The sequence below is a fragment of the Achromobacter sp. AONIH1 genome (genome assembly GCF_002902905.1).
Taxonomy (GTDB): Bacteria; Pseudomonadota; Gammaproteobacteria; order Burkholderiales; family Burkholderiaceae_B; genus Achromobacter.
Map to the genome: position 1 here is coordinate 5,254,035 of NZ_CP026124.1, position 23,090 is coordinate 5,277,124.

At 67.7% G+C, this 23,090-nt stretch carries 19 protein-coding genes; 10 read left to right on the forward strand and 9 right to left on the reverse strand.

Going from position 1 to position 23,090, the window contains the following annotated elements; genetic code table 11:
* The first annotated feature begins 121 nt into the window (after nt 1-121).
* Genes C2U31_RS24085 through C2U31_RS31140 form a run of 3 tightly spaced genes read left to right on the forward strand, consistent with a single transcriptional unit; the run spans nt 122 to nt 3,960 of the window.
* On the forward strand, nt 122-2,746 hold the full coding sequence (locus tag C2U31_RS24085; protein WP_103275104.1) for a TonB-dependent receptor: 2,625 nt from the start codon (nt 122-124) through the stop codon (nt 2,744-2,746).
* Nucleotides 2,719-3,822 (forward strand): cytochrome-c peroxidase, encoded by a 1,104-nt coding sequence (locus C2U31_RS24090; protein WP_233772481.1) that lies wholly within the window; start codon nt 2,719-2,721, stop codon nt 3,820-3,822. Before C2U31_RS24085 ends, C2U31_RS24090 begins: the two co-directional genes overlap by 28 nt.
* A 9-nt stretch (nt 3,823-3,831) precedes the next feature.
* Entirely contained in the window at nt 3,832-3,960 is a 129-nt protein-coding gene (locus C2U31_RS31140; RefSeq protein WP_255414601.1) for a hypothetical protein, read from the forward strand.
* A gap of 51 nt (nt 3,961-4,011) precedes the next feature.
* On the opposite strand, the gene C2U31_RS24095 is transcribed toward C2U31_RS31140, so the two are convergent.
* The 3 genes from C2U31_RS24095 to C2U31_RS24105 are packed head-to-tail and all read right to left on the reverse strand — an operon-like array spanning nt 4,012 to nt 7,819.
* Nucleotides 4,012-4,317 carry a chorismate mutase gene (locus C2U31_RS24095; protein ID WP_103275105.1) on the reverse strand — a complete coding sequence of 102 codons (306 nt, stop codon included), beginning with the start codon at nt 4,315-4,317 and terminating at the stop codon, nt 4,012-4,014.
* A 5-nt stretch (nt 4,318-4,322) separates the two neighbouring features.
* Nucleotides 4,323-6,614: a UvrD-helicase domain-containing protein gene (locus tag C2U31_RS24100; protein WP_103275106.1), complete on the reverse strand. Its 2,292-nt coding sequence runs from the start codon at nt 6,612-6,614 to the stop codon at nt 4,323-4,325.
* Nucleotides 6,611-7,819, reverse strand: coding sequence for a fatty acid desaturase (locus C2U31_RS24105; protein ID WP_103275107.1), 1,209 nt, complete (start codon nt 7,817-7,819; stop codon nt 6,611-6,613). The genes C2U31_RS24100 and C2U31_RS24105 overlap by 4 nt, the downstream gene beginning before the upstream one ends.
* Before the next feature lie 561 nt (nt 7,820-8,380).
* Here C2U31_RS24105 and C2U31_RS31030 point away from each other — a divergent pair.
* Nucleotides 8,381-8,608, forward strand: coding sequence for a hypothetical protein (locus C2U31_RS31030; RefSeq protein ID WP_233772482.1), 228 nt, complete (start codon nt 8,381-8,383; stop codon nt 8,606-8,608).
* A gap of 58 nt (nt 8,609-8,666) precedes the next feature.
* On the opposite strand, the gene C2U31_RS24115 is transcribed toward C2U31_RS31030, so the two are convergent.
* Nucleotides 8,667-10,016 (reverse strand): RsmB/NOP family class I SAM-dependent RNA methyltransferase, encoded by a 1,350-nt coding sequence (locus C2U31_RS24115; RefSeq protein WP_103275109.1) that lies wholly within the window; start codon nt 10,014-10,016, stop codon nt 8,667-8,669.
* On the opposite strand from C2U31_RS24115, the gene C2U31_RS24120 reads away from it, so the two are divergent.
* Nucleotides 9,996-10,997: a hypothetical protein gene (locus C2U31_RS24120; protein WP_103275110.1), complete on the forward strand. Its 1,002-nt coding sequence runs from the start codon at nt 9,996-9,998 to the stop codon at nt 10,995-10,997. The two genes, C2U31_RS24115 and C2U31_RS24120, sit on opposite strands and share 21 nt — an antisense overlap.
* A 10-nt stretch (nt 10,998-11,007) precedes the next feature.
* Here the strand turns inward: C2U31_RS24120 and purN are convergent, their stop codons facing one another.
* Nucleotides 11,008-11,610: a phosphoribosylglycinamide formyltransferase gene (purN, locus tag C2U31_RS24125; protein WP_369869796.1), complete on the reverse strand. Its 603-nt coding sequence runs from the start codon at nt 11,608-11,610 to the stop codon at nt 11,008-11,010.
* 232 nt (nt 11,611-11,842) lie between these two features.
* On the opposite strand from purN, the gene C2U31_RS24130 reads away from it, so the two are divergent.
* The 4 genes from C2U31_RS24130 (at nt 11,843) to coaBC (ending at nt 17,450) form a co-directional block, all read left to right on the forward strand.
* Nucleotides 11,843-12,808, forward strand: a complete 966-nt coding sequence (locus C2U31_RS24130) for a bifunctional riboflavin kinase/FAD synthetase (RefSeq protein ID WP_103275112.1) — start codon at nt 11,843-11,845, stop codon at nt 12,806-12,808.
* On the forward strand, nt 12,798-15,659 hold the full coding sequence (gene ileS, locus C2U31_RS24135; protein ID WP_103275113.1) for an isoleucine--tRNA ligase: 2,862 nt from the start codon (nt 12,798-12,800) through the stop codon (nt 15,657-15,659). The genes C2U31_RS24130 and ileS overlap by 11 nt, the downstream gene beginning before the upstream one ends.
* A gap of 2 nt (nt 15,660-15,661) precedes the next feature.
* Nucleotides 15,662-16,192: a signal peptidase II gene (lspA, locus tag C2U31_RS24140; RefSeq protein ID WP_103275114.1), complete on the forward strand. Its 531-nt coding sequence runs from the start codon at nt 15,662-15,664 to the stop codon at nt 16,190-16,192.
* A 61-nt stretch (nt 16,193-16,253) separates the two neighbouring features.
* Nucleotides 16,254-17,450, forward strand: coding sequence for a bifunctional phosphopantothenoylcysteine decarboxylase/phosphopantothenate--cysteine ligase CoaBC (gene coaBC / locus C2U31_RS24145; RefSeq protein WP_103275115.1), 1,197 nt, complete (start codon nt 16,254-16,256; stop codon nt 17,448-17,450).
* A 55-nt stretch (nt 17,451-17,505) separates the two neighbouring features.
* Here the strand turns inward: coaBC and C2U31_RS24150 are convergent, their stop codons facing one another.
* From C2U31_RS24150 to C2U31_RS24165, 4 genes are all read right to left on the reverse strand, one after another.
* Entirely contained in the window at nt 17,506-18,426 is a 921-nt protein-coding gene (locus C2U31_RS24150) for a DUF1177 domain-containing protein (RefSeq protein ID WP_103275116.1), read from the reverse strand.
* A complete protein-coding gene (gene pepE, locus C2U31_RS24155) occupies nt 18,423-19,127 on the reverse strand; it encodes a dipeptidase PepE (protein WP_103275117.1) in 705 nt (234 codons plus the stop codon). Before pepE ends, C2U31_RS24150 begins: the two co-directional genes overlap by 4 nt.
* Before the next feature lie 103 nt (nt 19,128-19,230).
* Nucleotides 19,231-19,998, reverse strand: a complete 768-nt coding sequence (locus C2U31_RS24160) for an IclR family transcriptional regulator (RefSeq protein WP_103275118.1) — start codon at nt 19,996-19,998, stop codon at nt 19,231-19,233.
* A gap of 171 nt (nt 19,999-20,169) precedes the next feature.
* Nucleotides 20,170-20,736, reverse strand: coding sequence for a response regulator transcription factor (locus C2U31_RS24165; RefSeq protein WP_233772485.1), 567 nt, complete (start codon nt 20,734-20,736; stop codon nt 20,170-20,172).
* Between the two features lie 535 nt (nt 20,737-21,271).
* Here C2U31_RS24165 and C2U31_RS24170 point away from each other — a divergent pair.
* Nucleotides 21,272-23,017 carry a ShlB/FhaC/HecB family hemolysin secretion/activation protein gene (locus tag C2U31_RS24170; RefSeq protein WP_233772486.1) on the forward strand — a complete coding sequence of 582 codons (1,746 nt, stop codon included), beginning with the start codon at nt 21,272-21,274 and terminating at the stop codon, nt 23,015-23,017.
* Nucleotides 23,018-23,090: the final 73 nt, after the last annotated feature.

The following is a 23,090-nucleotide window of genomic DNA, read 5'->3' on the forward strand; positions in this document are numbered from 1 at the left end:
ATTTGCCGTTTGCCAATCGGTAAATAAGAATCAATATAAATTATTCATGGCGATCGCGCTGAGGTAATCCAGCGCCCGCAGCGTCCTACGGCCGAGATCAACACCGCTTTTGGACGCACGCATGTCTACCTCTTCCATCGGCCGACGCCGCGCCGGCACCGCGTTGCTCGGCGCCGTGCTGGCCCTGGCCGCTCCCGTCTACGCGCAACCTGCCGCACGCCCCGCCACATACAACCTGCCCTCCCAGCCCCTGGGCGATGCGCTGCTGGCGCTAGGCCGCCAGGCAGGCCTGGAAATCTCGTTCCCGCCAGCCGCCGTCGCCGGCAAGACCGCGCCGGCGCTGCGGGGCGAGTACTCGCCGCTGCTGGCGCTGGACCACCTGCTGGCTGGATCCGGCCTGGCCCTGAAAGCGGACGGTCCGGGCCGCTACATCGTCTACGTGGACAAGACCAATCTGTTCTCTGCCCACCGCCTGGACGCGGTGCGCGTCTACGGCGAACAGCCCGGCGAGCGGACCTACACCCGCGAACAGATCGCCGAGACGCCCAGTTCCAACCGCGACCTGACATCGCTGGTCGCCAGCCACCCGGCGGTGCGCGTCAATGCCGGCGCCAACGGTTCGCAGAACCGGGGCTCGCTGGACGTGGAAGACCTGTCCTTCCACGGCGCCAGCCCCTACCAGAACCTGTTCCAGCTGGACGGCATGGACGCCACCAACCGCCTGGACCCGGCCAGCAAGAACCTGAACCTGCAGGTCGGCAACATCCCCAGCAACAGCCAGTCGTATTTCGTCGACACCAGCCTGCTCGAGGAGGTTCGCGTCTACGACAGCTTCGTGCCGGCGGAATACGGCCGCTTCACTGGCGGCGTGGTCGACGCCCGGCTGCGCCGCTACTCCGGCGAGAACCACCTGAGCCTGGACTACCGCTGGAACACGTCCAAGATGACGCAGCAGAAGGTGGCCGAAGGCGAGGAAGCGAGCTGGGCGCAGGGCAAGCCTGGCTACGCGCCGGAATGGAAAAAGCGCTTCTACTCCGGCGTGGCGGATCTGGCTTTCAACGAAAAGTCCGGCGCGGTCCTGGCGGTATCGCGTCGCCAATCCGACATCACGCGCTGGAACATGGGCGTGGACGGCAAGGGCCAGCCGCTGCCCGGCCAGGACAACTATCGCGACCAGATCGACAATTTCCTGGGCAAGTTCAGCGTGCGCGTCAGCGCGCGGACCACGGCCGACCTGGTGCTCAAATACAGCGACCGCAAGGAAACGCTGGTCAGCAACCTCTTCCGCGAAACCCGCTGGGACAACAACCATGCGGCGCGCGGCATCAGCGTCAACATCGACCACCAGTTCCAGGGCGGGCGCTATTCGCTGCAGGCCAGCTGGGACCGCGTGCTCAGCAACCGCGTATCGGTCGGCGACGAGCTGGTCACTTTCCAGCCCCGGGGCCTGCCGCAATATACGGCGGGCGGCTTCGGCAAGGAACAGAAGCAGCAGGACAGCTGGACCCTCAAAGGCCGCGTCGACCTGGATCCGGTGCGCACCGGCGCAATCACGCACATCCCCTACGCCGGCCTGGAATGGCAGCGGGTGCAGGCCGGGTTCGAACGCTTCCAGCAATCGCATTCCTACCGTCGCGCCTACGACAACAAGGGCGGCTACCAGGACTTCAGCAAGGTCCGCTACCTGCCCGGCACCGTGGACGTGAACTACGACAGCGTCAGCGCGTATCTGTCCGACCGCATCGAATGGGAACGGCTGGCCCTGGACGCCGGCGTGCGCTATGACCGCGAGAGCTTCCTGGGCACGAACAATATCTCGCCGCGCTCCCGCCTGGATTGGGACGTGCTCGGCTCGGGCGACACGCTGCTCAGCGCGGGCTGGTCGCGCTACTACGGTTCGGAAGTGCTGCAGACCGCGCTGGAGGAAGAGATCAACCGCATGCGGCGGCAAGTGCTGGACGCCAAGGGCCGCCCGGTCGCCGACGGCGCCAAGGAATACTACGTGCGCTATCAGGGCCTGCGCATGCCCTACGACGACGAATGGGCCATGTCGCTGCGCCAGCGCCTGGCCGGCATCGAAGGCACGCTGAGCTATGTGCATCGCAACGGCCGCGATCAATGGACCAAGGCCGGCAACGATACCGACGGCTACCGCTACACCAACGACGGCCGCTCGACCACCGATGGCGTCAGCCTGACGCTGCGTCCGCTGGAGCCCTGGCGCCTGGGCGAGACACGCTGGAACCTGCTGGCGACCTGGAGCTGGCAGAAGCGCAAGACCAACGGCGACCTGGTGAAGGGCTATAGCGGCGACGCCCGCGATCCCGACGACCAGGTGATCTACAACAACGCGCAGATACGCGCCATGGATCTGCCGCCCAGCAATTTCCACCAGCCGCAGGAAGCCGTGCTGCACCTGATCGGCGCTTTACCCAAGGCCGGCCTGACCTGGAGCAACAAGCTGCACTGGCGCAGCAAGCGCGACGCCACCATCTACGTGGGCGTGGGACCCAAGCCGCTGTACCTGCAGCGCTACGAGTCCGGCAACCTGCCCTCGTACTGGACCTGGGACACCAAGCTCGCGTGGCGGCCGACCTTCGCCCGCAATCTCGAAATCTCGGCCGAGGTGCTGAACGTGCTCGATAGCAAGCCCGCGCTCACGGCCAGCAACCCGAATCTCAAGAGCAGCCGCGCGCTGTATCAGGTGGGACGTGAAATATGGCTGCAAGTCGGTTATCGCTATTGATGCTGGGCGCGGCGCTGGGGGCCGCCGCGAACGCGGCCGACCCGTCCGCGGCCGTCTGCCGCGCGCAGGCCGGCTGGGATCTCGCCTGCCTGCGCGCGCGCTATGCGGCGCCAAGAGCACAATGGCCCGCGCCGTCCATCGATCCGGGCGTGGCCTGGACCGAATGGGCGCCGGTGCCTGCCGCGTCGGCCCCCGCCCTGCAATGGACCGCCGCCAATGCCGGACAGGCGCAGCTGGCCGCCGATGTGGCCACGCCCGCGATCGTCGCGCTGGGCCAGACGCTGTTCTTCGATGCGCGCCTGTCGCGCAAGGGGCAGGTATCCTGTGCGTCCTGCCATGCGCCCGAACGCGCCTTCACCGACGGCAGGCCGCTGGCGGTGGGCGAGGACGGGCTCATGGGACGGCGGCGCTCCACGCCGCTGTACGCCGCGCCCTTCGCGCCCCGGCTGTTCTGGGACGGACGCGCCGCCACGCTCAAGGAACAAGTGATGGGGCCGCTGCACGATCCGCGCGAGATGAACCACGACGCGGCCGGCGCGGTCGCCCGGCTCGACGCATCCGAGTCCTATCCCGCCCGGTTCCTGCGCGCATTTGGCGCAGCGCCCGCACAGGGTTCGCCTCCAGGCGCCGTCCCCATGTCGTCCGTGCCAAACCCTCCACTCGATGCCATCTCCGTGGCGCCCGTGCCGGGCTCTCCGATCGATGCCGACCGGCTGGCGCGCGCGCTGGCCGCCTACGTCGCCACCCTGCGCCCTGAACGCACACGCTTCGACGACTTCATCGAAGGCCGCGCCGATGCGCTGGACGACACCGAGCTGCTCGGCCTGCACCTGTTCCGCACCCGGGCCCGCTGCATGAATTGCCACGGCGGCCCGCTGCTGAGCGATCACGCCTTCCACAACATCGGGCTGTCTTTCTACGGCCGGCGCAACCAGGATCTGGGGCGCTATGAAGCGACGCGCGATCCGGCGGACCTGGGCAAGTTCCGCACGCCCAGCCTGCGCAACGTCGCGCGCGCCGGCCCGTGGATGCACAACGGCCTGTTCCCCGACATGAGAGGTCTGCTGCGCATGTAAGACGCCGGCATGGGCCGCGACCCAGTACCGCGCGAACCACCGGATCCGCTGGCGCCGCGCAAGTCGGAACACATCCGGCCGCTCGATTTGAGCGCGGACGAGATCGACGCCCTGATGGCGTTCATGAAGGTGTTGTGAAGCGGGCGCGCTGTCCGCCGGCGCGAAGCCGGCGGGCAGGCCGGGAAGGGATCAGGAATACGGACGGTCGCGCAGGCGGCTGTGGTGGTCGATCACGGTGTCGATCACCTCGCGCAGGATGGTTTCTGCCAGCGCGGCCGGCACGCCGGCCTCTTCGGCCAGGCGGCGGATGCGCGCGACCTGCTGGGCCTCGCGCTTGGGATCCACCAGATCCATGCCGTGGTTCTGCTTCAGCTCTCCGATCATGTCGGTGCAGCGAAAGCGCACGCCGAGCAGCAGCATGATCTGCTGGTCGATCTCGTCGACCTCGGCGCGCAGCGCTGCCAGTTCGGCCTTGGGGGAATCGTGGTCAGCCATGTCGTTCAACCCTGGACTATGTCGAGTTTGGCGATGCCCAGCGCCAACGTCTTGGCGCCCACGTCGCGGAACTGGATCTCGGCCTGGGCATCCTGCCCCGACCCGCTCAGACCGATGATGGTGCCGTCGCCGAAACGCGCGTGATGCACGCCCTGGCCCACACGATACTGCTTGTCGCCCACGGTGACGCCGGTGGCGACGCCGCGCGGTTGACGCGGCGCAATCGTGTTGGTGGGCTTGCGGCCGAACGCGTCGGTGCGGCTGCCGCCCCAGGACGCCTGCGAGGCGCCCGCCTGGGCCAGGCCGGCCTTGGGCGTCAGCCACTTCAGGTGCTTCTCGGGGATTTCTTCCAGGAAGCGCGAACGCATGGCGTAGCGCGTCTGTCCATGCAGCATGCGGCTCTGCGCCAGCGTGATGTACAGGCGCTGTCGCGCGCGCGTGATCGCCACGTACATCAGGCGCCGTTCCTCTTCCAGCCCGGATTGTTCGAGGATGCTGTTCTCGTGCGGGAACAGGCCCTCTTCCAGGCCGGTGATGAAGACCGCGTCGAACTCCAGGCCCTTGGCGGCATGCACCGTCATGAGCTGGACCGCGTCCTGGCCCTGCTGCGCCTGGTTGTCGCCGGCTTCCAGCGCCGCGTGCGACAGGAAGGCCGCCAGCGGCGTCATGCCGTCCGGCGCGACGATGGGCGCGTCGACCACGCCCGGCATCAGCGTCGAGGACGCATCGGTCTGGGGCACCACGCCGGCGGGCATGCCGTCGTAATTTTCCTCGGACGCGAACACGGCCGCGGCGGTGATCAGTTCGTTCAGGTTTTCCAGGCGCTCGGCGCCTTCGCGCTCGGCCTTGTAATGGGCGTTCAGGCCGCTGGCCTCGAGCATGTGCTCGACCATCTCGGGCAGCGGCAGGTCGCGCGTTTCCTCGATCAGGCGGTTGATGAGCTGGGCGAACTGCACCAGGTTGGAACCGCCCTTGCCGCCCACCATGGCCACTGCCGAATACAGGCTGATGTCATGGGTGCGGGCCGCGTCGGCCAGCGTTTCCAGCGTGCGCGCGCCGATGCCGCGCGTGGGGAAGTTCACCACCCGCATCAACGACGTGTCGTCCTGCGGGTTGGCCATCAGGCGCAGATAGGCCAGCGCGTGCTTGATTTCCTGGCGCTCGAAGAAGCGCAGGCCGCCATAGACCTTGTAAGGAATGCCGGCGGAAAAGATGGCGTGTTCCAGCACGCGCGACTGCGCGTTGCTGCGGTAGAGCACGGCGATCTCGCGGCGCAGGCTGCCTTCGTGGATCAGCGAACGGATCTCGTCCACCACCCACTGGGCTTCCATGCCGTCCGACGGCTGCTCGATGACGCGCACGGGCTCGCCTTCGCCCTGCTCGGTCCAGAGGTTCTTGCCCAGGCGGCCGCTGTTGTGGCCGATCAGCGCGTTGGCCGAATCCAGGATGTGGCCATAGGAACGATAGTTCTGCTCCAGCCGGATCACCGTGCCACGCGCGTAATCGCGCTCGAAGTCGGCCATGTTGCCGACGTTGGCGCCACGGAACGCGTAAATGGACTGGTCGTCATCACCCACGGCGAAGATCGCCGCGCCGCCCCCGGCCAGCAGACGCAGCCACTTGTACTGCAGCGTGTTGGTGTCCTGGAACTCATCGACCAGGATGTGGCGGAAACGCCGCTGGTAGTGCTCGCGCACCGGCGCGTTGCGCGACAGCAGTTCATAGGCGCGCAGCAGCAGCTCGGCGAAATCGACCACGCCCTCGCGCTGGCACTGGGCCTCGTACAGCTGGTAGATCTCGATCAGGCGGCGGCGGTGGCTGTCGTAGGCTTCGACGCCGTCCGGGCGCAGCCCTTCTTCCTTGGCGCCATTGATGAAGCGCTGCACGTCGCGCGGCGGGTACTTCTCGTCGTCGACGCCATTGGCCTTCATCAGCCGCTTGATGGCGGCGAGCTGGTCGGTGACATCGAGGATCTGGAAGCTTTGCGGCAGGCCGGCATCGCGGTGATGCGCCCGCAGCATGCGATTGCACAGCCCGTGGAAGGTGCCGATCCAGAGACCGCGCGTGTCGATCGGCAGGATGGACGACATCCGCGCCAGCATCTCGCGGGCGGCCTTATTGGTGAACGTGACAGCCAGCAGCCCAAAAGGCGAAGCCTGGCCGGTTTGAATCAGCCAGGCCATGCGGGTGGTGAGCACCCGGGTCTTGCCGCTGCCCGCCCCGGCCAGGACCAGGGCGTGCTGCGGTTCTAACGTTACTGCGGCGCGTTGTTCGGGGTTGAGCTTCTCTAGCATCATGCCGCGTAGCGGCGCAGACGTTGAGCGAATTGCTCGAGCCCGGCGATGCCGCTTTGCTGGGCGCGCTGGCACCAGGCCTGCAGGTCATGGAGCAGCTGTTCGCTGCTGGCGCTGGAACTTTCCCAGATGCGGCCTAGCTCGCGGCGCATCTGCACCAGCGTGGACAGCGACTTGTTCTGGGCGATGGCCTGATCGACGGCCTGCAGCTGCTCGGGCTGGAGGATGTCCTCGTTGCGGTGAATGGCGCGGCGCACCTTGTGCAGCTTGCTCCAGCCGCATTCGGCGTTGCCTTCCTGACGCGAGGCCTTCATCTTGGCCAGCTCTTCGCGGGCGGCGCTCTTGATGATGTCGGCGTAGCGGGCCATGACTTCGTAGCGGTGCGTGATCACGCCCTGCAGCGTGCGCAGGTCGATGCCGGTGCGCGAGTCATCCAGCTTGAGTTTGGGCGCGACCTTCTTGATCTTGGCCAGGCCCAGGAACTTCAGGATGTTGATGTAGCACCAGCCGATGTCGAATTCGTACCACTTGGCCGAGAACTTGGCCGACGTGCCGTGAGCGTGGTGGTTGTTGTGCAGCTCTTCGCCGCCGATCACGATGCCCCAGGGGAACACGTTGGTGCTGGTGTCCGGGCTGTTGTAGTTGCGGTAGCCCCAGTAGTGGCCGATGCCATTGACCACGCCGGCGGCCCAGAACGGGATCCAGGCCATCTGCACGGCCCAGACGGTCAGGCCGATGGCGCCGAACAGGGCCACGTCGATGGCGAGCATGGTCAGCACGCCCCACAGGCTGTGCTTGCTGTAGACGTTGCGCTCGAGCCAGTCGTCAGGCGTGCCGTGGCCGAACTTGGCCATGGTTTCCTTGTTGTTGGATTCTTCGCGGTAGAGCTCGGCGCCACGGAACAGCACCTTCCAGATGCCGAACAGGATGGGCGAATGGGGATCGCCTTCCTTTTCGCACTTGGCGTGGTGCTTGCGGTGAATGGCGACCCATTCCTTGGTGACCATGCCCGTCGTCATCCAGAGCCAGAAGCGGAAGAAATGCATGACGGCGGGATGCAGGTCCAGACCGCGGTGCGCCTGGCTGCGATGGAGGAAGACGGTGACCGAGACGATCGTGATGTGCGTCACCACCAGCGTGAAAACCACGACCTGCCACCAGGTGGCTTGGGTCAGACCGCCGGCAATGAAGGAAAGGATGTAATCCATAAAGCTTTTGTGAGCCTCGCGTAAAGAGTGCCTGAAGTTTAGCTTACCTTTGCCTGCTTATGACAAGGGAGTTTCAAAATAGTTATTGAGAGAAATCAAGGACTAAGCCCCGTTTGGCTGGCAAGAAACCTGCTGAAAAACCCGCAGGCAAGCCGCCAATGAACCGAATTTTCCGCAAAAACATTTCAGGCGCGTCGCGATACGTCCTCGCCTGCGTGGCCCGCGCCGGATGGCGCGGCCCGCAGCGCCTGTTTCAAGGGAATTGGCGCGGACGTCAGGTTTTGGCCGGCCCGGGCCGTTAAAGTTCCAGTCAGGTGCGCCCGTCTTGATACGGCCACGGACTGGAGGCAAACTTCGCCCCTGCCCTCAGTCCTCCACTTCGAACCCGTTCCGATGCCTGTTTCAATTATACGTCCCCATTTAATCCCCCTGCTGGCCGCCGCGACCCTGGCTTATGCCGGCGGCGCCTGCGCCCAGTCATTGAAAGTGGGAGACGTGACGGTGTTGGCTTCTTACTACGAAATAAGAGGGTCGGATTGCTTGGCCCTGAGGGCGCCAAAAGTGACGATCACCCTGCCGCCGCACCTGGGTTCAGCCAACGTGGCCCATACCCAGGGACAATCGAGTGATTCGGGTCGCTGCGCCTACAAGGCTGTGCCGATCGCCCAGGTGGTTTACCAGACCGGCCAGCCCGGCGCGGACACCCTGGCCTGGGAAGTGAAATACCAGAACAAGACACTGGGCATCCGTCGCTACAGCGCTACCTTGAACGTCGCGCCCGCGCCCTGATGAAAACGGCGCCCCGGCGGAAAGCCGGGGCGCCGCTGATCGAAGATCCCCTGGGGACTCAGGCGGTTTCGCCGGCTGCCGAATCCGTCTGTGCGCCGGCATCCTGCCCGGCTTGCGGCGATGCGTCGTCCATCTCGCCCTCGGCCTCGAGCGCCAACGGCTCGGCATCCTGCTCCGTCTTCGCGCCCGCCTTCTTGCGCTCGAACACGGCGGCGAAGAAGCCGTCGGTACCGTGCAGGTCGGGCCGCAGTTGCACGTAAGGGCCTTCCAGCTTCAGGTTCTCGCAACGTCCGGCCAGGATGGCCGCGGCGTCCAGGCGCTCGAACTCGGGGTGGCTGGCCAGGAAGCGCTCGGCCTGGACCTCGTTTTCCTCGGCCAGCAGGCTGCAGGTGGCGTACACCAGCCGACCGCCCGGCGCCACGCAGCGCGCGGCGCTGTTCAGAATGCGCTCCTGCAGCTGGCCCAGCTCGGCCAGCGCCTCGGGGTGCTGGCGCCATTTCAGGTCGGGATTGCGGCGCAGCGTGCCGATGCCGCTGCACGGCGCGTCGACCAGCACGCGCTGGGCCTTGCCGGCCAGGCGCTTGATGCGGGTGTCGTTCTCGCTGTCGATGGCCACGGGAACCACATTGGACAGTCCGCTGCGGGCAAAACGCGGCTTGGCGCGCGCCAGACGCGCGGCCGACACATCGAAGGCGTACAGCCTGCCGGTCGAGCGCATCAGCGCGCCCAGCAGCAGCGTCTTGCCGCCCGCGCCGGCGCAGAAATCGATGATCATCTCGCCGCGCCGCGGCGCCACCAGCAGGGCCAGCAGCTGGCTGCCCTCGTCCTGCACCTCGATGCTGCCGTTCTCGAACTGGGCCCAACGGTTGATGGCCGGACGGCCCTCCATGCGGATGCCCCAGGGCGAATACGGCATGGCGACCGGCTCGTAGCGACCGGCGCTCTGCTGCAGCTCGACCAGCATGGCATCGCGCTCGGCCTTGAGCGGATTGACGCGCAGGTCCAGGCTGGCCTGGCGGTTCAGCGCCTCGATCAGCGTGTCCGGGCTGTCCATGGCGGACAAACGCTCGTCCAGCCAGTCGGGAATGCTGCCCCGCACCGCGCGCGGCAACGTGGCCGGATCGATGCGCGACACGCGCTGCAGCCATTCGGCCTCGGCCGCGTCCAGCCCTTCGGCCAATTCCTGCGCGCCCAGCGTGGCGGCCAGGCCCAGGATGGCCAGACGGCGCGAGGCCGGGCCAACGCCGCTTTCACCGTACTGGCGGTAGCGCCGCAGATGCCGCAGCACGTCGTAGACGGCTTCGGCGACTTCGGAGCGGTCGCGGGCGCCCAGGCCGGGATGGCCGCGCAGCCAGTGCGACAAGGCCGCGTCCGCCGGATAGGTCCATTGCAGGATCTCGCCCAGCACGCGCTGCACCTGGTCGATGCGAATGGCGGCATAGGGCTGGCGTGGGCGCGACGGCTGCGATGCGCGAGCCTGCCCGCCTCGCGGACCGCCGTGGCCGGACGTCGGACGGGAATCCTGGCCCGGGCGTCCATCGCGGCGCTCGGCGCCCGGACGGCCATCACGCTCTCCACGGAAATCGCGGTCGTCGCGGCCGCCGTCGAAACGGGGGCCTTGGCGATTCTGGCCGCTCGGCCCGTCCTGATAGGCGCGCTGGCCGTGGCGTTCATCGCCCCGACCGGCATGGCCCTGCTCGCGACGCCCGTCGAAACGGCCATCGCGGCGATCGTCCCGGGCGTATTCCGGGCGTCCCTGCGAACGGCTGTCGCGGCTGTTGTAGTTGTATTCACCACGGCGATCCTGCTGGCGATCGTCACGGCCCGGCTCCCGGCGGCCGTCCTGGCGAGCGCCGCCGGCATATTCCCGGCGCGCATCCTGACGATCATCACGGGAGTATTCCCGGCGTCCTTCCTGGCCGCGCGGAGCCTCGCGACGGCCGGCATCGCCCTGCCGCTCATTGCGACCATAAGCGCGCGCCCCCTCGCGACCGCCGCCTTGCTCGCGGCGATCCTGGCCGGCGTGCTCACGATGGCCTTCGTGTTCGCGACGACCGTCCTGGCGCCCGTCGCGGCCGTATTCGCGGCGGCTGGCGCCCGCCCCGTCGTCCCGCCGCCCCGCCGGCGCGTCACGGCGCGCGCGCGGCTCGGCATGGCCGCCACGGCCGCCATCAGGCCCCGAGGCCCGGGCGGGCCGCTCGGAACGCTCGACCGTGGCGCGGGCCTCGCCCTTCGGGCGCGAGAAGAAAGACCGTCCGTCGCGCCCTTCGCCCGCCTTGGCGGCGGCCGGACGGGAACGCGGAGATTGGGGTTTGCTCATGGTGTATTCCAAATAAGGCGGCATCGATCCGCCCTGGTAAATGCGATTGCGGGCCTGATGGCCGGATGATGGCGGGCCGTCAGGCGGCCGGCGACCAGGTGAACAGGCGCTCGGGATCGCCCTGCACGTCCACCCGGTGGTCAGGCGTCAGCGTAACCCGGCCTTCGGCCAGCCAGCGCACGGCGGCCGGAAAAGCCCGGTGCTCGACTTCCAGCACGCGATTGGCCAGCGAATCCGGCGTGTCGCCGGCCAGCACCGGCACGCAGCCCTGGGCGATGATGGGGCCGTGGTCCAGCACCGGGGTGACGAAATGCACGGTGCAGCCGTGCACGCGCACGCCCGTGGCCAGCGCCTGGGCATGGGTGTGCAGGCCAGGGAAGGCCGGCAGCAGCGAAGGATGGATATTCACCAGCCGACCCGCGAAATGGTTGACGAAGCCCGGCGTCAGCACGCGCATGAAGCCGGCCAGGATGACGTAGTCCGGCGCATGGCGGTCGATTTCCTCGGCCAGCGCGGCGTCGAAGGCCTCGCGGCTGGCGTATTCCTTGTGGTGCAGGGCCGAGGCGGCGATGCCCTGGGCGCGCGCCCAGTCCAGCCCGGCGGCGTCCGGCCGGCTGGCGATGACGGCGACGACCTCGGCCGGCCAGCCCTGGTCGCGACAGGCCTGGACCAGCGCCTGCATGTTGCTTCCGCGCCCCGAGATCAGGATGACCAGGCGGCGCTTGATAAGAGAAGAATCCGGCAAGATAGCGATTTCCGAGAAAAACCCCGCGCGGCGCCGGGCGCGCATTCCGCTCCGGCGGGCCATTTTTACCCAGGAGCGGCGGCGGGTTGGGGACCGGTCCGCCACCCTCTGGCGCAAGAATGCGCGGGGTGCGGACTGATCCTGAATCCAAAATTGTAAACTCTCGTCCGTGAAACCTACGCTGCGCATCCACCGATCCCTGCCCCCGCCCGCTCAACGCGCGCCCAGCGCCTTGACCATCGGCAATTTCGACGGCGTCCATCGCGGACACCAGGCCATGCTCGCGCGCGTCTGCCAGGTCGCGCGCGAACGCGGCCTTACGCCCGCCGTGATGACCTTCGAACCGCATCCGCGGGAGTACTTTGCCGCCCTGAACCGCCGGCCTGAACTGGCGCCCACCCGCATCTCCGGCCTGCGCGACAAGCTGGCCGCGCTGGCCCGCTATGGCATTTCCCAGGTGGTGGTGGAGCGCTTCAATTCCCGGCTAGCCGAAATGTCGGCCAACGCCTTCATCGAGAACCTGCTGGTCCAGGGCCTGCAGACGCGCTGGCTGCTGGTGGGCGAGGACTTCCGCTTCGGCCACAAGCGCAGCGGCGACATCGACCTGCTGCGCGAGGCCGGCCTGCGGCACGGCTTCGAGGTGCAGACCCTGGCCGACGTGACCGACCAGCACGGCCACCGCATTTCCAGCTCCGAAGTCCGCACCGCGCTGGCGGTCGGCGACCTGGAGCGCGCGCGCCATCTGCTGGGCCACCCGTTCCATATCAGCGGGCACGTGATCCACGGCCAGAAGCTGGGCCGCACGCTGGGCTTTCCCACGATGAACCTGCGCGTGGCGCCGCGCTGCGCGGCGCGCTCGGGCATTTACGTGGTCCAGGTCTACGGCCTGGGCGACCGCGCCCTGCCGGCCGTGGCCAGCCTGGGCGTGCGCCCGACGGTCGAGGACCACGGCCGGGTCCTGCTGGAGGCCCACCTGCTCGACGAGACCGTCAATGCTTACGGTAAACTCGTGCGAGTCGAATTCCTGCACAAGCTGCGGGACGAAGAAAAATTTCCCGATCTCCCTTCCCTGACTGCCGCCATCGCCGAAGACGCGCGAAACGCGCGCGCCTATTTTGCCGTTCATGGACTATAAAAAATCCCTCAACCTGCCCGACACTCCCTTCCCCATGCGGGGCGACCTCGCCAAGCGCGAGCCCGCCTGGATCACGCAGTGGGAGGAAAACCACGTCTACCAGGCGATCCGCGCCGCCAGCCGCGGCCGTCCGCGCTTCGTGCTGCATGACGGCCCGCCCTACGCGAACGGCGACATCCACATCGGCCACGCGGTCAACAAGATCCTGAAGGACATCATCGTCAAGAGCCGCAACATGGCCGGCTATGACGCGCACTACGTGCCGGGCTGGGACTGCCACGGCATGCCCATCGAGATCCAGATCGAAAAGAAGTACGGCAAGCACCTGCCCGTGGCGGAAGTGCAGTCCAAGGCGCGCGCCTACGCGCTCGAGCAGATCGACCGCCAGCGCAAGGACTTCAAGCGCCTGGGCGTGCTGGGCGAGTGGGACCGCCCCTACATGACCATGAACTTCAGCAATGAGGCCGACGAGATCCGCGCGCTCGGCCGCATTCTGGAAAAAGGCTATGTGTTCCGCGGCCTGAAGCCGGTGAACTGGTGTTTCGACTGTGGCTCGGCGCTGGCCGAGGCCGAGGTCGAGTACGCCGACCGCGTCGATCCGGCCGTGGACGTGGCCTTCCCCTTCGCCGACCGTCCGGCGCTGGCCAAGGCCTTCGGTCTGGATTCGGTCGACGATGGCGCCATCGTGATCTGGACCACCACGCCCTGGACCATTCCGTCGAACCAGGCGCTGAACCTGCACCCGGAGATCGAATACGCGCTGGTGCGCGTGTCGCCCGCGCCCGTGTCCGGCCCGCTGCTGCTGATCGCCAAGGACCGCGTCGAGGACTGCCTGAAGCAATGGCAGCTCGAAGGCGATGTCATCGCCACGGCGCCTGGCGCCGCCCTGTCCGGGATCCGCTTCCGCCACCCGCTGGCCAAGGCCAACCCCGGTTATGACCGCACGGCGCCCGTCTACCTGGGCGACTACGTCACGGCCGATTCGGGCACCGGCGTGGTCCACTCGGCGCCGACCTACGGCATCGAGGACTTCGTGTCGTGCAAGGCGCACGGCATGAAGGACACCGACTTCATCAGCCCGGTCATGGGCGACGGCAAGTACGCCGACAGCCTGCCGCTATTCGGCGGCCTGTCGATCTGGGACGCGAACCCCAAGATCGTCGAGGCCCTGAAGCTGGCGGGCACGCTGATGCACGTGGAAAAGCACAAGCACAGCTACATGCACTGCTGGCGCCACAAGACGCCCATCATCTACCGCGCCACCAGCCAGTGGTTCGCGGGCATGGACGTCGCCCCCAAGGACGGCGGCCCGACGCTGCGCGAATCGGCGCTGGCCGGCATCGACGCCACGGCCTTTTATCCGGCCTGGGGCCGCGCCCGCCTGCACGCCATGATCGCCAACCGCCCCGACTGGACGCTGTCGCGCCAGCGGCAATGGGGCACGCCCATGGCCTTCTTCGTGCACAAGGAAACCGGCGAGCTGCACCCGCGCACGGTCGAGCTGCTCGAACAGGTGGCGCTGCGCGTCGAACAAGGCGGCATCGAAGCCTGGCAGACGCTCGATCCGCGCGAGCTGCTGGGCGACGAGGCAGACCAGTATGAAAAGAACCGCGACACGCTGGACGTCTGGTTCGACTCGGGCAGCACCCACGCCACCGTGCTGGGCGGCAAGGACGGCGCCTTCGCCGGCTCGCACGGCGCCGAGCTGGCCTGGCCCGCCGACCTCTACCTGGAAGGTTCCGACCAGCACCGCGGCTGGTTCCATTCCTCGCTGCTGACCGGCTGCATGCTCTATGGCCAGCCGCCCTACAAGGCCCTGCTGACGCACGGCTTCGTGGTGGACGGCCAGGGCCGCAAGATGAGCAAGTCCGTGGGCAACGTGATCGCGCCGCAGAAGGTATCCGATTCGCTCGGCGCCGAGATCCTGCGCCTGTGGGTCGCATCCACCGACTACTCGGGCGAGCTGTCGATCTCCGACGAGATCCTCAAGCGCGTGGTCGAAGGCTACCGCCGCATCCGCAACACGCTGCGCTTCCTGCTGGCCAACCTGGCCGACTTCGACGCCGTGTCGCAGGCCGTGCCGCATGGCGAGCTGTTCGAAATCGACCGCTACGCGCTGGCCATGACCGCGCAGATGCAGGCCGAGATCAGCGCGCACTACGAGCGCTACGACTTCCACCCGGCCGTCTCGCGCCTGCAGACCTTCTGCTCCGAGGACCTGGGCGCGTTCTATCTGGACATCCTGAAGGACCGCCTGTACACCACGGCGGCCGGCAGCCTGGCGCGCCGCTCGGCGCAGACCGCGCTGCTGGAGATCACCCAGGCGCTGCTCAAGCTGATGGCCCCGATCCTGTCCTTCACCGCCGAAGAAGCCTGGAAGGAACTGGTCGCCTCGGCGCTAAAGCACCAGGCCGACGCCGCGCGCGTCACCATCTTCACCGAGGTCTTCCACAGCCTGCCGCCCTATGCCGACGCCGAGGCGCTGACGGCCAAGTGGACGCGCCTGCGCGCGATCCGCGCCGAAGTGCAGCGCAAGCTCGAGGAAGTCCGCACGGCCGGCGACATCGGTTCGTCGCTGCAAGCCGAAGTCGATCTGTACGCCGCCAGCGCCGACCAGGCACTTTTGGCCAGCCTGGGCGACGATCTGCGCTTCGTGCTGATCGTGTCGCGCGCCACCGTGCATGCCGGCGAGGGTGAAACGCGCATCGAGGTCACGCCGTCCCAGCACAAGAAGTGCGAGCGCTGCTGGCACTGGCGCCTGGACGTGGGCCAGGACGCGGACCACCCCGAGATCTGCGGCCGTTGCGTGTCCAACCTGTTCGGCGCGGGTGAAGCCCGCAGCAAGGCCTGAGCATGGCCGGCCCCGTCGACCACGGGACGCCGGACCAGCCGTCCGGCCGCGCCGCACCGGCGCGGATCGGCGGCTGGCTGGCGCTGGCGCTGTGCATCATCGTCCTGGACCAGCTGACCAAGATCTATTTCAACACCGCCTTCCAGTACGGCGAACGGCTGCACCTGCTGCCGTTCTTCGACTTCACGCTGGTCTATAACCGAGGCGCGGCGTTCAGTTTCCTGGCGACCGAGGAAGGCTGGCAACGCTGGCTCTTCACCGGCCTGGGCTGCGTGGCGGCGGTGGTCATCGTCTGGATGCTGCGTCGCACGCCCGGCCAGCCGCGCTTCAGCCTGGCGCTGGCGCTGATCCTGGGCGGCGCCGTGGGCAACGTGATCGATCGCGTGGTCTACGGCCACGTGGTGGACTTCCTGCTGTTCTACTGGAATGACTGGCAGTTCCCCGCCTTCAACCTGGCCGACGTGGGCATCAGCTGCGGCGCCGTGTTGCTGGTGCTGGACGAACTGCTGCGCTCGCGCAAGCCGCGCGGCTGAGCGCTGTAGAATCAATATCCATTCCTCGACTACGCGGCGCCCTCCGCGCCGCTCCCGCCCCATGCTCGACCTCGCCCGCAAACGCATCGTCCTCGGCCTGACCGGGGGCATCGCCTGCTACAAAATCGCCGAGCTGGTGCGGCGCTTGACCGAACAAGGCGCCACGGTCGACGTGGTCATGACCGAGGCGGCCACGCATTTCATCACGCCCGTCACCATGCAGGCGCTGTCCGGCCGTCCGGTGTTCGTCGATGCCTGGGACGCGCGCGTGCCCAACAACATGGCGCACATCGACCTCACGCGCGGCGCCGACGCCGTGCTGATCGCGCCGGCCAGCGCCGACTTCATGGCCAAGCTGGCGCACGGCATGGCGGACGACCTGCTGTCCACGCTGTGCCTGGCGCGCGCCTGTCCGCTGCTGGTCGCGCCCGCCATGAACCGCGAGATGTGGGCCAACCCGGCCACCCAGCGCAACGTCGAACAGCTGCGCGCCGACGGCATTGCCGTGCTCGGCCCCGCCGCCGGCGAACAGGCCTGCGGCGAGACCGGCGACGGCCGCATGCTGGAAGCGCACGAGCTGCTGACCGACCTGATCGCCTTCTTCCAGCCCAAGTTGCTGGCCGGCCGCCACGTGCTGCTGACCGCCGGCCCCACGTCCGAGCCGGTCGACCCCATCCGCGTGCTGAGCAACCGCTCGTCCGGCAAGACCGGCTACGCGCTGGCGCGCGCCGCGCGCGAAGCCGGCGCCCGCGTCACCCTGGTCACGGGCGCCACCGCGCTGCCCGTGCCGCGCGGCGTCACCTCGCTGTCCGTGACCACGGCGCGGCAGATGCACGATGCCGTCATGGCCAGCGCCATAGATGCCGACATCTTCATCGCCGTGGCCGCCGTGGCCGACTGGCGCGTGAAGAACGTCAGCGCGCAGAAACTCAAGAAGACCAGCGAAGGCGGCGGCGCGCCGCAGATGGAGTTCGAACCCAATCCGGACATCCTCGCCGAAGTGGCCAGGCTGCAAGACGGCCCCTGGTGCGTGGGCTTTGCCGCCGAGACCGAAAAGCTGGCCGAGCACGCCGAGGCCAAGCGCGTGCGCAAGGGCATCCCGCTGCTGGTGGGCAACCTGGCGCAGAAAGTCATGGACGCGGACACCACCGAGCTGGTGCTGTTCGATGCGCAGGGCGTGCATCCCCTGCCCGCAGCCGGCAAGCTGGACGCCGCGCGGCGCCTGATCGCCGAGATCGCGGCGCGCCTGCCGGACTGAAGCCGGCAAGACTGGCGGCTGCCCGGCTATCGGACAGCCGCTGCCCCCAAAGCGCTCAATCGGGCGCGTTCCCCACCGTCTGCAAGTGCGCCAGCGAGCCATAGCGCTGTTGCAGCGCGGCCCATTCCGCTTCGTCGTAGAACTTCAGCGCGCCCTGGCCGTAGACCTTGGCGACCTCGATGCAGAAACGCATGGCCACGTCGGCGTCGACCGCATTGGTCACGCCCGTGGCGCAGCCAGGCACCGTGGTCTGCGCCGTCAGCGCCACGCCCACCACCGGCGCATCCGTGGCGATCGCCGGTTGCATCAGCGAATTCACATGCCACAGCCCGTTCTCGTAGGGCGTGATGTCCTGCGTGGTCAAAGGCAGCGTCAGCGGCAATTCGCCGCTCACCCAGCCCAGCAGGTCCAGCATGGTCTCGGGTATGCGCAGCAAATAGCCCTGCTTGGCGACCGGCGTCAGGGCGACGCCGCGCTGGTTGACCAGGCGATTGCCACGCGTGGTGTCGACCGACAGGATCGCGTCCATGCGCGGGTCGACCTCGTGCGCCATCATCTCGCGCATGGGAAAGGGCGAGCGCATCATCGGCACCGGCTGCTGCGGCCGCGTGCCCGCGCGCGGGCAGATGTGCGTGCGGATTCGCACCGTGCCGGGCAGCACGTCGCCCTGCGCGGCCATCGCCATGAGCTTGAAGGCGACGGCGATGGCCACCACGGCGCCATCGCTGTCCGACACCAATCCCGTGACCGCCGGACGGGCGCCGATGCCGCCCAGGCGACCCACGATGCCCAGCTGGGGCGCGCTGTCGTCCGCGCCCGGAATCACGATGGACAGGAACTCGGTGGCCGCGCCATCCCGCTCCAGCCGCGTGACCGTCACGTCGCAACGGCCGGCCGCGCGCAAGCGCCCGGCGACCGCTTCGCCCGTGACATGCGCGGACGACAACAGCTCGATGGCGTCGATGGCCTGTTTCACGCGGGCAGCTCCAGCGCGCCGGGCGCGTAAACGCGCGGCTCCTGCTGTCCCAGGAACAACGGCGCCTCGTGCGGTCCGAGCAGCGTGACGACATCGCCGCGCACGCGCAACGCCGAGCCTTCGGGCAGTCCCAGCACCGGCATGGACGGATTCAGCACGCAGAACTCGGCCAGGCGCTGGGCCCGCGTTTCGCCGCGATGGCCGGGAGGATGGGCGTTGGTGTAGTGCGGATTGATCTGGAACGACAACAGCCCCAGCGCGTCGAAGCCTTCCGGATCGACGATGGGCATGTCGTTGGTCGTGCAGATGCTCGGGCAGGCCAGGTTCGAACCGGCGCTCCAGCCCAGATAAGGCGTGCCCAGGCGCACGCGCCGCGCCACGGCGTCGAGCAGGCCCTGGCGCCGCAGCTGTCCCAGCAGATTGAAGGTGTTGCCGCCGCCCACGATGATCAGCGCGGCGTTTTCCAGCGCCGCCAGCGGGTCCGCGGCGCGGTGCAGCGGCTGCACGTCCAGGCCGGTATCGGCCAGCGCGGCGCCGACCATGGCGGTGTAGTCGTCCCAGCCGCGGGTCACGCCGGCAAACGGCACGAACACGGCGGGCGCGCCGGCCGGCAGGCCCGCGATCAATTCGCGGATGTCGGCCAGGGCATGCGCCAGATAGCCGGCGTCGCTGCTGGAATTACTGAGAAGCAGAAGATTCATGGAGAGGTTCCGTGATGATGAAGGTCCGGATATCCGGAATGCGATGACTGGAATGCCGCGGACGCCGCGCGCGGCTAGATGGCGGGAAGGCGCGTGTTCGTCGTCAACCCTGCCAGAATGGATCATTGAGTTCACGGCCCAGCGCGCCGACCAGTTCCAGCACCGCCTCGCGCAGTTGCGCCACGCGCGCGGCATCGGCCTGGAACGACACGAACGACAGGCACAGGCCGCGCAGTTCGCCGGAAAGCGGATCGCGCACGGCGGCCGCCACGGCGCCGATGCCAGGCATGGCCTGGTCGATCGCCACGGCGCAGCGCTCGGCGCGCGTCCGGGCCACACGCTCGGCCAACTCGCCGACACTGCCGGGACAATCTCGTCCCTCCATGGGCAGGTGCAAGACCGGATTGGCACCGTACAAATCCGTGAATTCGGCGTCACTCAGGCGAGACAGCAGAGCCCTGCCCATGGCGGTGCCCGATGCGGCGCGGCGCGATCCGGGCGGCGACAGCACCTGCACCGGATGCGAGCCGTCCAGGCGTTGCAACACCACCGTCTCGCGCTGATTCAACGTCGACAGATAGGCCGTCAGGCCTGAACGTTCGGAAAGCCGGGCCAGCACCTTGCGACAGGCCGAGTCCAGCGGACGGCCAGCCATGCCGGCCCGCGCCGCCATCGACAGCATGAGGCCCGGGCGATAGCGGCGGGAAGAGGCGTCCTGATCCAGCAAACCATGGCGCTGCATCTGGTTGAGCAGGCGCGAAGTAGTGCTTTTAGGCAGAGACAGACGCGTCGCGACGTCGGTGAAGCTCAGTTCGACCGCGCCTTCGGCGTAAAGCGACAGCACGCGTTGAACGCCGTCGAGAATGCTCATGAAAGTTCCTTAAAAAGGAACTCGGTTCCTTATAAAAGAACAAGCATAGTGCAGCCGGAAAGCGGGGGTCAAGCCGGAATGGACGCCGACTCAAGAGTGACCTGGGGAAGAACGACAGGAAGCCCGGCGCGACCGCGTCGCGCCGGTGAAAGAAGGCATACTCGGCGGAACTCAGACTCCGCCGGTGTACATCTTGATCAGGTCCACGTCGCGGCTCACGCCCAGCTTGCGCATGGCGCTGCGCTTCTGGGTGCTGACGGTCTGCACGCTGCGGTGCAGCCGCTCGGCGATTTCGGTGATGGTGCTGCCGGCGCAGAACAGCCGGACGATTTCGGCCTCGCGCGGCGTCAGCCGGTTGGGTTCGGCCACCATCATGCTGTTGAGCAGCATGTCCTTGATGGTCGGCGAGTAATACTGGCGGCCGCCATGCGCGGCATGCACCGCGTCGACCAGATGCGTCAGCGAGTCGGACTTGCTGACCACGCCCGACGTGCCCTGCTTGACGATCGCCAGCAACAGCGCGGGATTGTCCACCATGGTGTACAGCACCAGCCGCAACTCGCGGTAGCGACGCCGCAGATGAGACAACAGCACCAGGCCATCGCCATACCGGCCGCCGGGCATGTTGTAGTCGAGCACCTGCACGTCGCAGGGGTGCTGGTCCAGCAAGGCGACCAGTTCGGTGGAATCGTTTGCCTGCCCGATGATGCGCAGCGACGGATTGCGCTCCAGTTCCATTGCCACGCCGAGAAGCACCACAGGATGATCATCGGCAACCGCTACTTGTATGCTGAGATCGGACACCGCACCTCCCGCTGATCTGGATCGCAAGACAGGAACGCCGCGCGGTTGCGCACGCCCTTTTCCTGCATGGGTGCGGAGAATTCTAAACGACGGGATTCGGCGCAAAGCGTGGCTACATGCCGCTTTCAGGGCACGCTTCGCCTCATGGCCCGCTCGCTGATTGCTTCGGACAACCGCAAGATCCAAGGCTGACAACGGCTCTCGGGGAACTCGTCATACAAGGCTCTGCCAATGAGCCGCAGGTGCGTTTCGTATTAGTCAAAATCAGAATTCGAATAAATACTAAATCTTCCTGTCGAGCCGCTACCTATAGTTCCCTCACCCGCAATCCTGCATTGCGGAACGCGTATTCATAGGCTCCGCCGCCGTATCGCTGTCCGGCCGGCAAGAACAGGAACCGCGGCCTCCGCGGCTAGACCACGTGCAGTCGCTACAAAAGAATGTCCCGGCGGTAACTCCGCCGCATGCAGTGCCCGCATCGATGGCCGCCCGGGCGCCCGGCCGCAATCCCGATCACATATCGACATCGCGCGCGTGGGCGGCCTGCCTGCTGCTGTGCGCGGCCGTGCCCATGGCGGGATTCGCCCAATCGCCCAACGCCAGAATCCCCGAGGTGCCCGACGCCGGACGCAGCCTGCGCGAGATCGAATCGACACAGCCCGAATTCGCGCCCCTGCCCGATCAGGCGCCGCTGGACGACTCGGCGGCGCGGCCCGCGCCGGCACCATCCGGCGATCCCGATGGCGGCGCACGGCTGCATGTGCGCGCCTTCCGGCTGCAGGGCAATCTCCACGTCGACACCGACGCGCTGCAGGCGCAGCTCGCCGACCTGAACGGCAGCGAGCAGGACCTGGCCGGCCTGCGCGCGGCCGCCGACCGCATCACCCGCTACTACCACGACCAGGGCTATCTGCTCGCGCGCGCCTATCTTCCGCCGCAGGAAATCCGCGACGGCGTGGTCAACATCGCCGTACAGGAAGGCGTGTACGACGAGATCCAGCTCGACAACCGGTCGCGCGTGAGCGACGCGGTGTTGCGCCGGGGACTGTCCGTGCTGCGGCCTGGCGATCCCGTGCACATCGACAATCTGGAAAGCCGCCTGCTGCGCCTGAGCGACCTGCCCGGCGCCGCGGTGCAAGGCACGCTACGCGCGGGCGCGCACCCAGGCTCCAGCACGCTGCTGGTCAACGCCGCTCCCACGCCGCTGGTCACCGGCAGCATCGACGCCGACAACTTCGGCGGTTACTACACCGGCGAATACCGCCTGGGCGGCAGCCTGGACGTGAACAGCCCGCTGCGCCTGGGCGACCAGCTCAGCCTGCGCCTGCTGACCAGCGACCGCAAGCAGCGCTACTACTACGCCGCCTACCAGGCGCCGGTCGGCCCCGCCCTCACCCGCCTGGGCCTGAACGTGTCCAACATGCGTTATGCGCTGGGTCGCGACTTCGAAATCCTGGAAGCGCATGGCAGCGCGCGCACCACCGGCATCTTCATGCAGCAGCCGCTGATCACCGGCCGCCACTTCCGCCTGGAAGCGCGCCTGCAATACGAGGACCGCCAGCTGCGCGACGACATAGACATGTTCTCGCAGCGCCACGCCAAGCGCATCCGCCTGGGCACCGCCTCGCTGTCGGCCAACGGCGAGGACAGCCTGTTCGGCGGCGGCCGCAGCGCCGCCTACATTTCCTACAGCCATGGTTCCCTGCGCCTGGAAACCGAAGCCCAGCGCATCCGCGACCGCGCGCTGAACCGCAGCGCGGGCGGCTTCGGCAAGCTCAACCTCACCCTGCTGCGCCTGCAGCACCTGTACGGCCCCTTCACCCTGTACGGGCAGATCAGCGCCCAGCGCGCGACCAAGAACCTCGACAGTTCCGAACAGTTCAGCCTGGGCGGCCCCTACGGCGTGCGCGCCTACGCCAACGGCTCCAGCAGCGGCGACTCGGGCTGGCAGGCCTCGCTCGAATTGCGCTACGTGCCCATGGCCGGCCTGCAGTTCGCGGCCTTCGCCGACGCGGGCCGGGTCCAGCTCAGCCAACGCCCCTGGACTGACGAACGCAACCAGCGGCGGCTGTCCGCCGCCGGCCTGAGCATCACGCAGGCCGGCCCGTCGCATCAGGTCATGGCCGCAATGGCCTGGCCCATCCAGCGCGAAAACGAACAGAACGGCCCCAAGCAGGAACCGCGCTTCTGGCTACGCGCCACGCGCTACTTCTGACCGGCCGCCCCCGAGTGCAGCAGCACCGTGCCACGCAGAATCCGGCACGTCATCCAACCCCAGAAGGAATCCC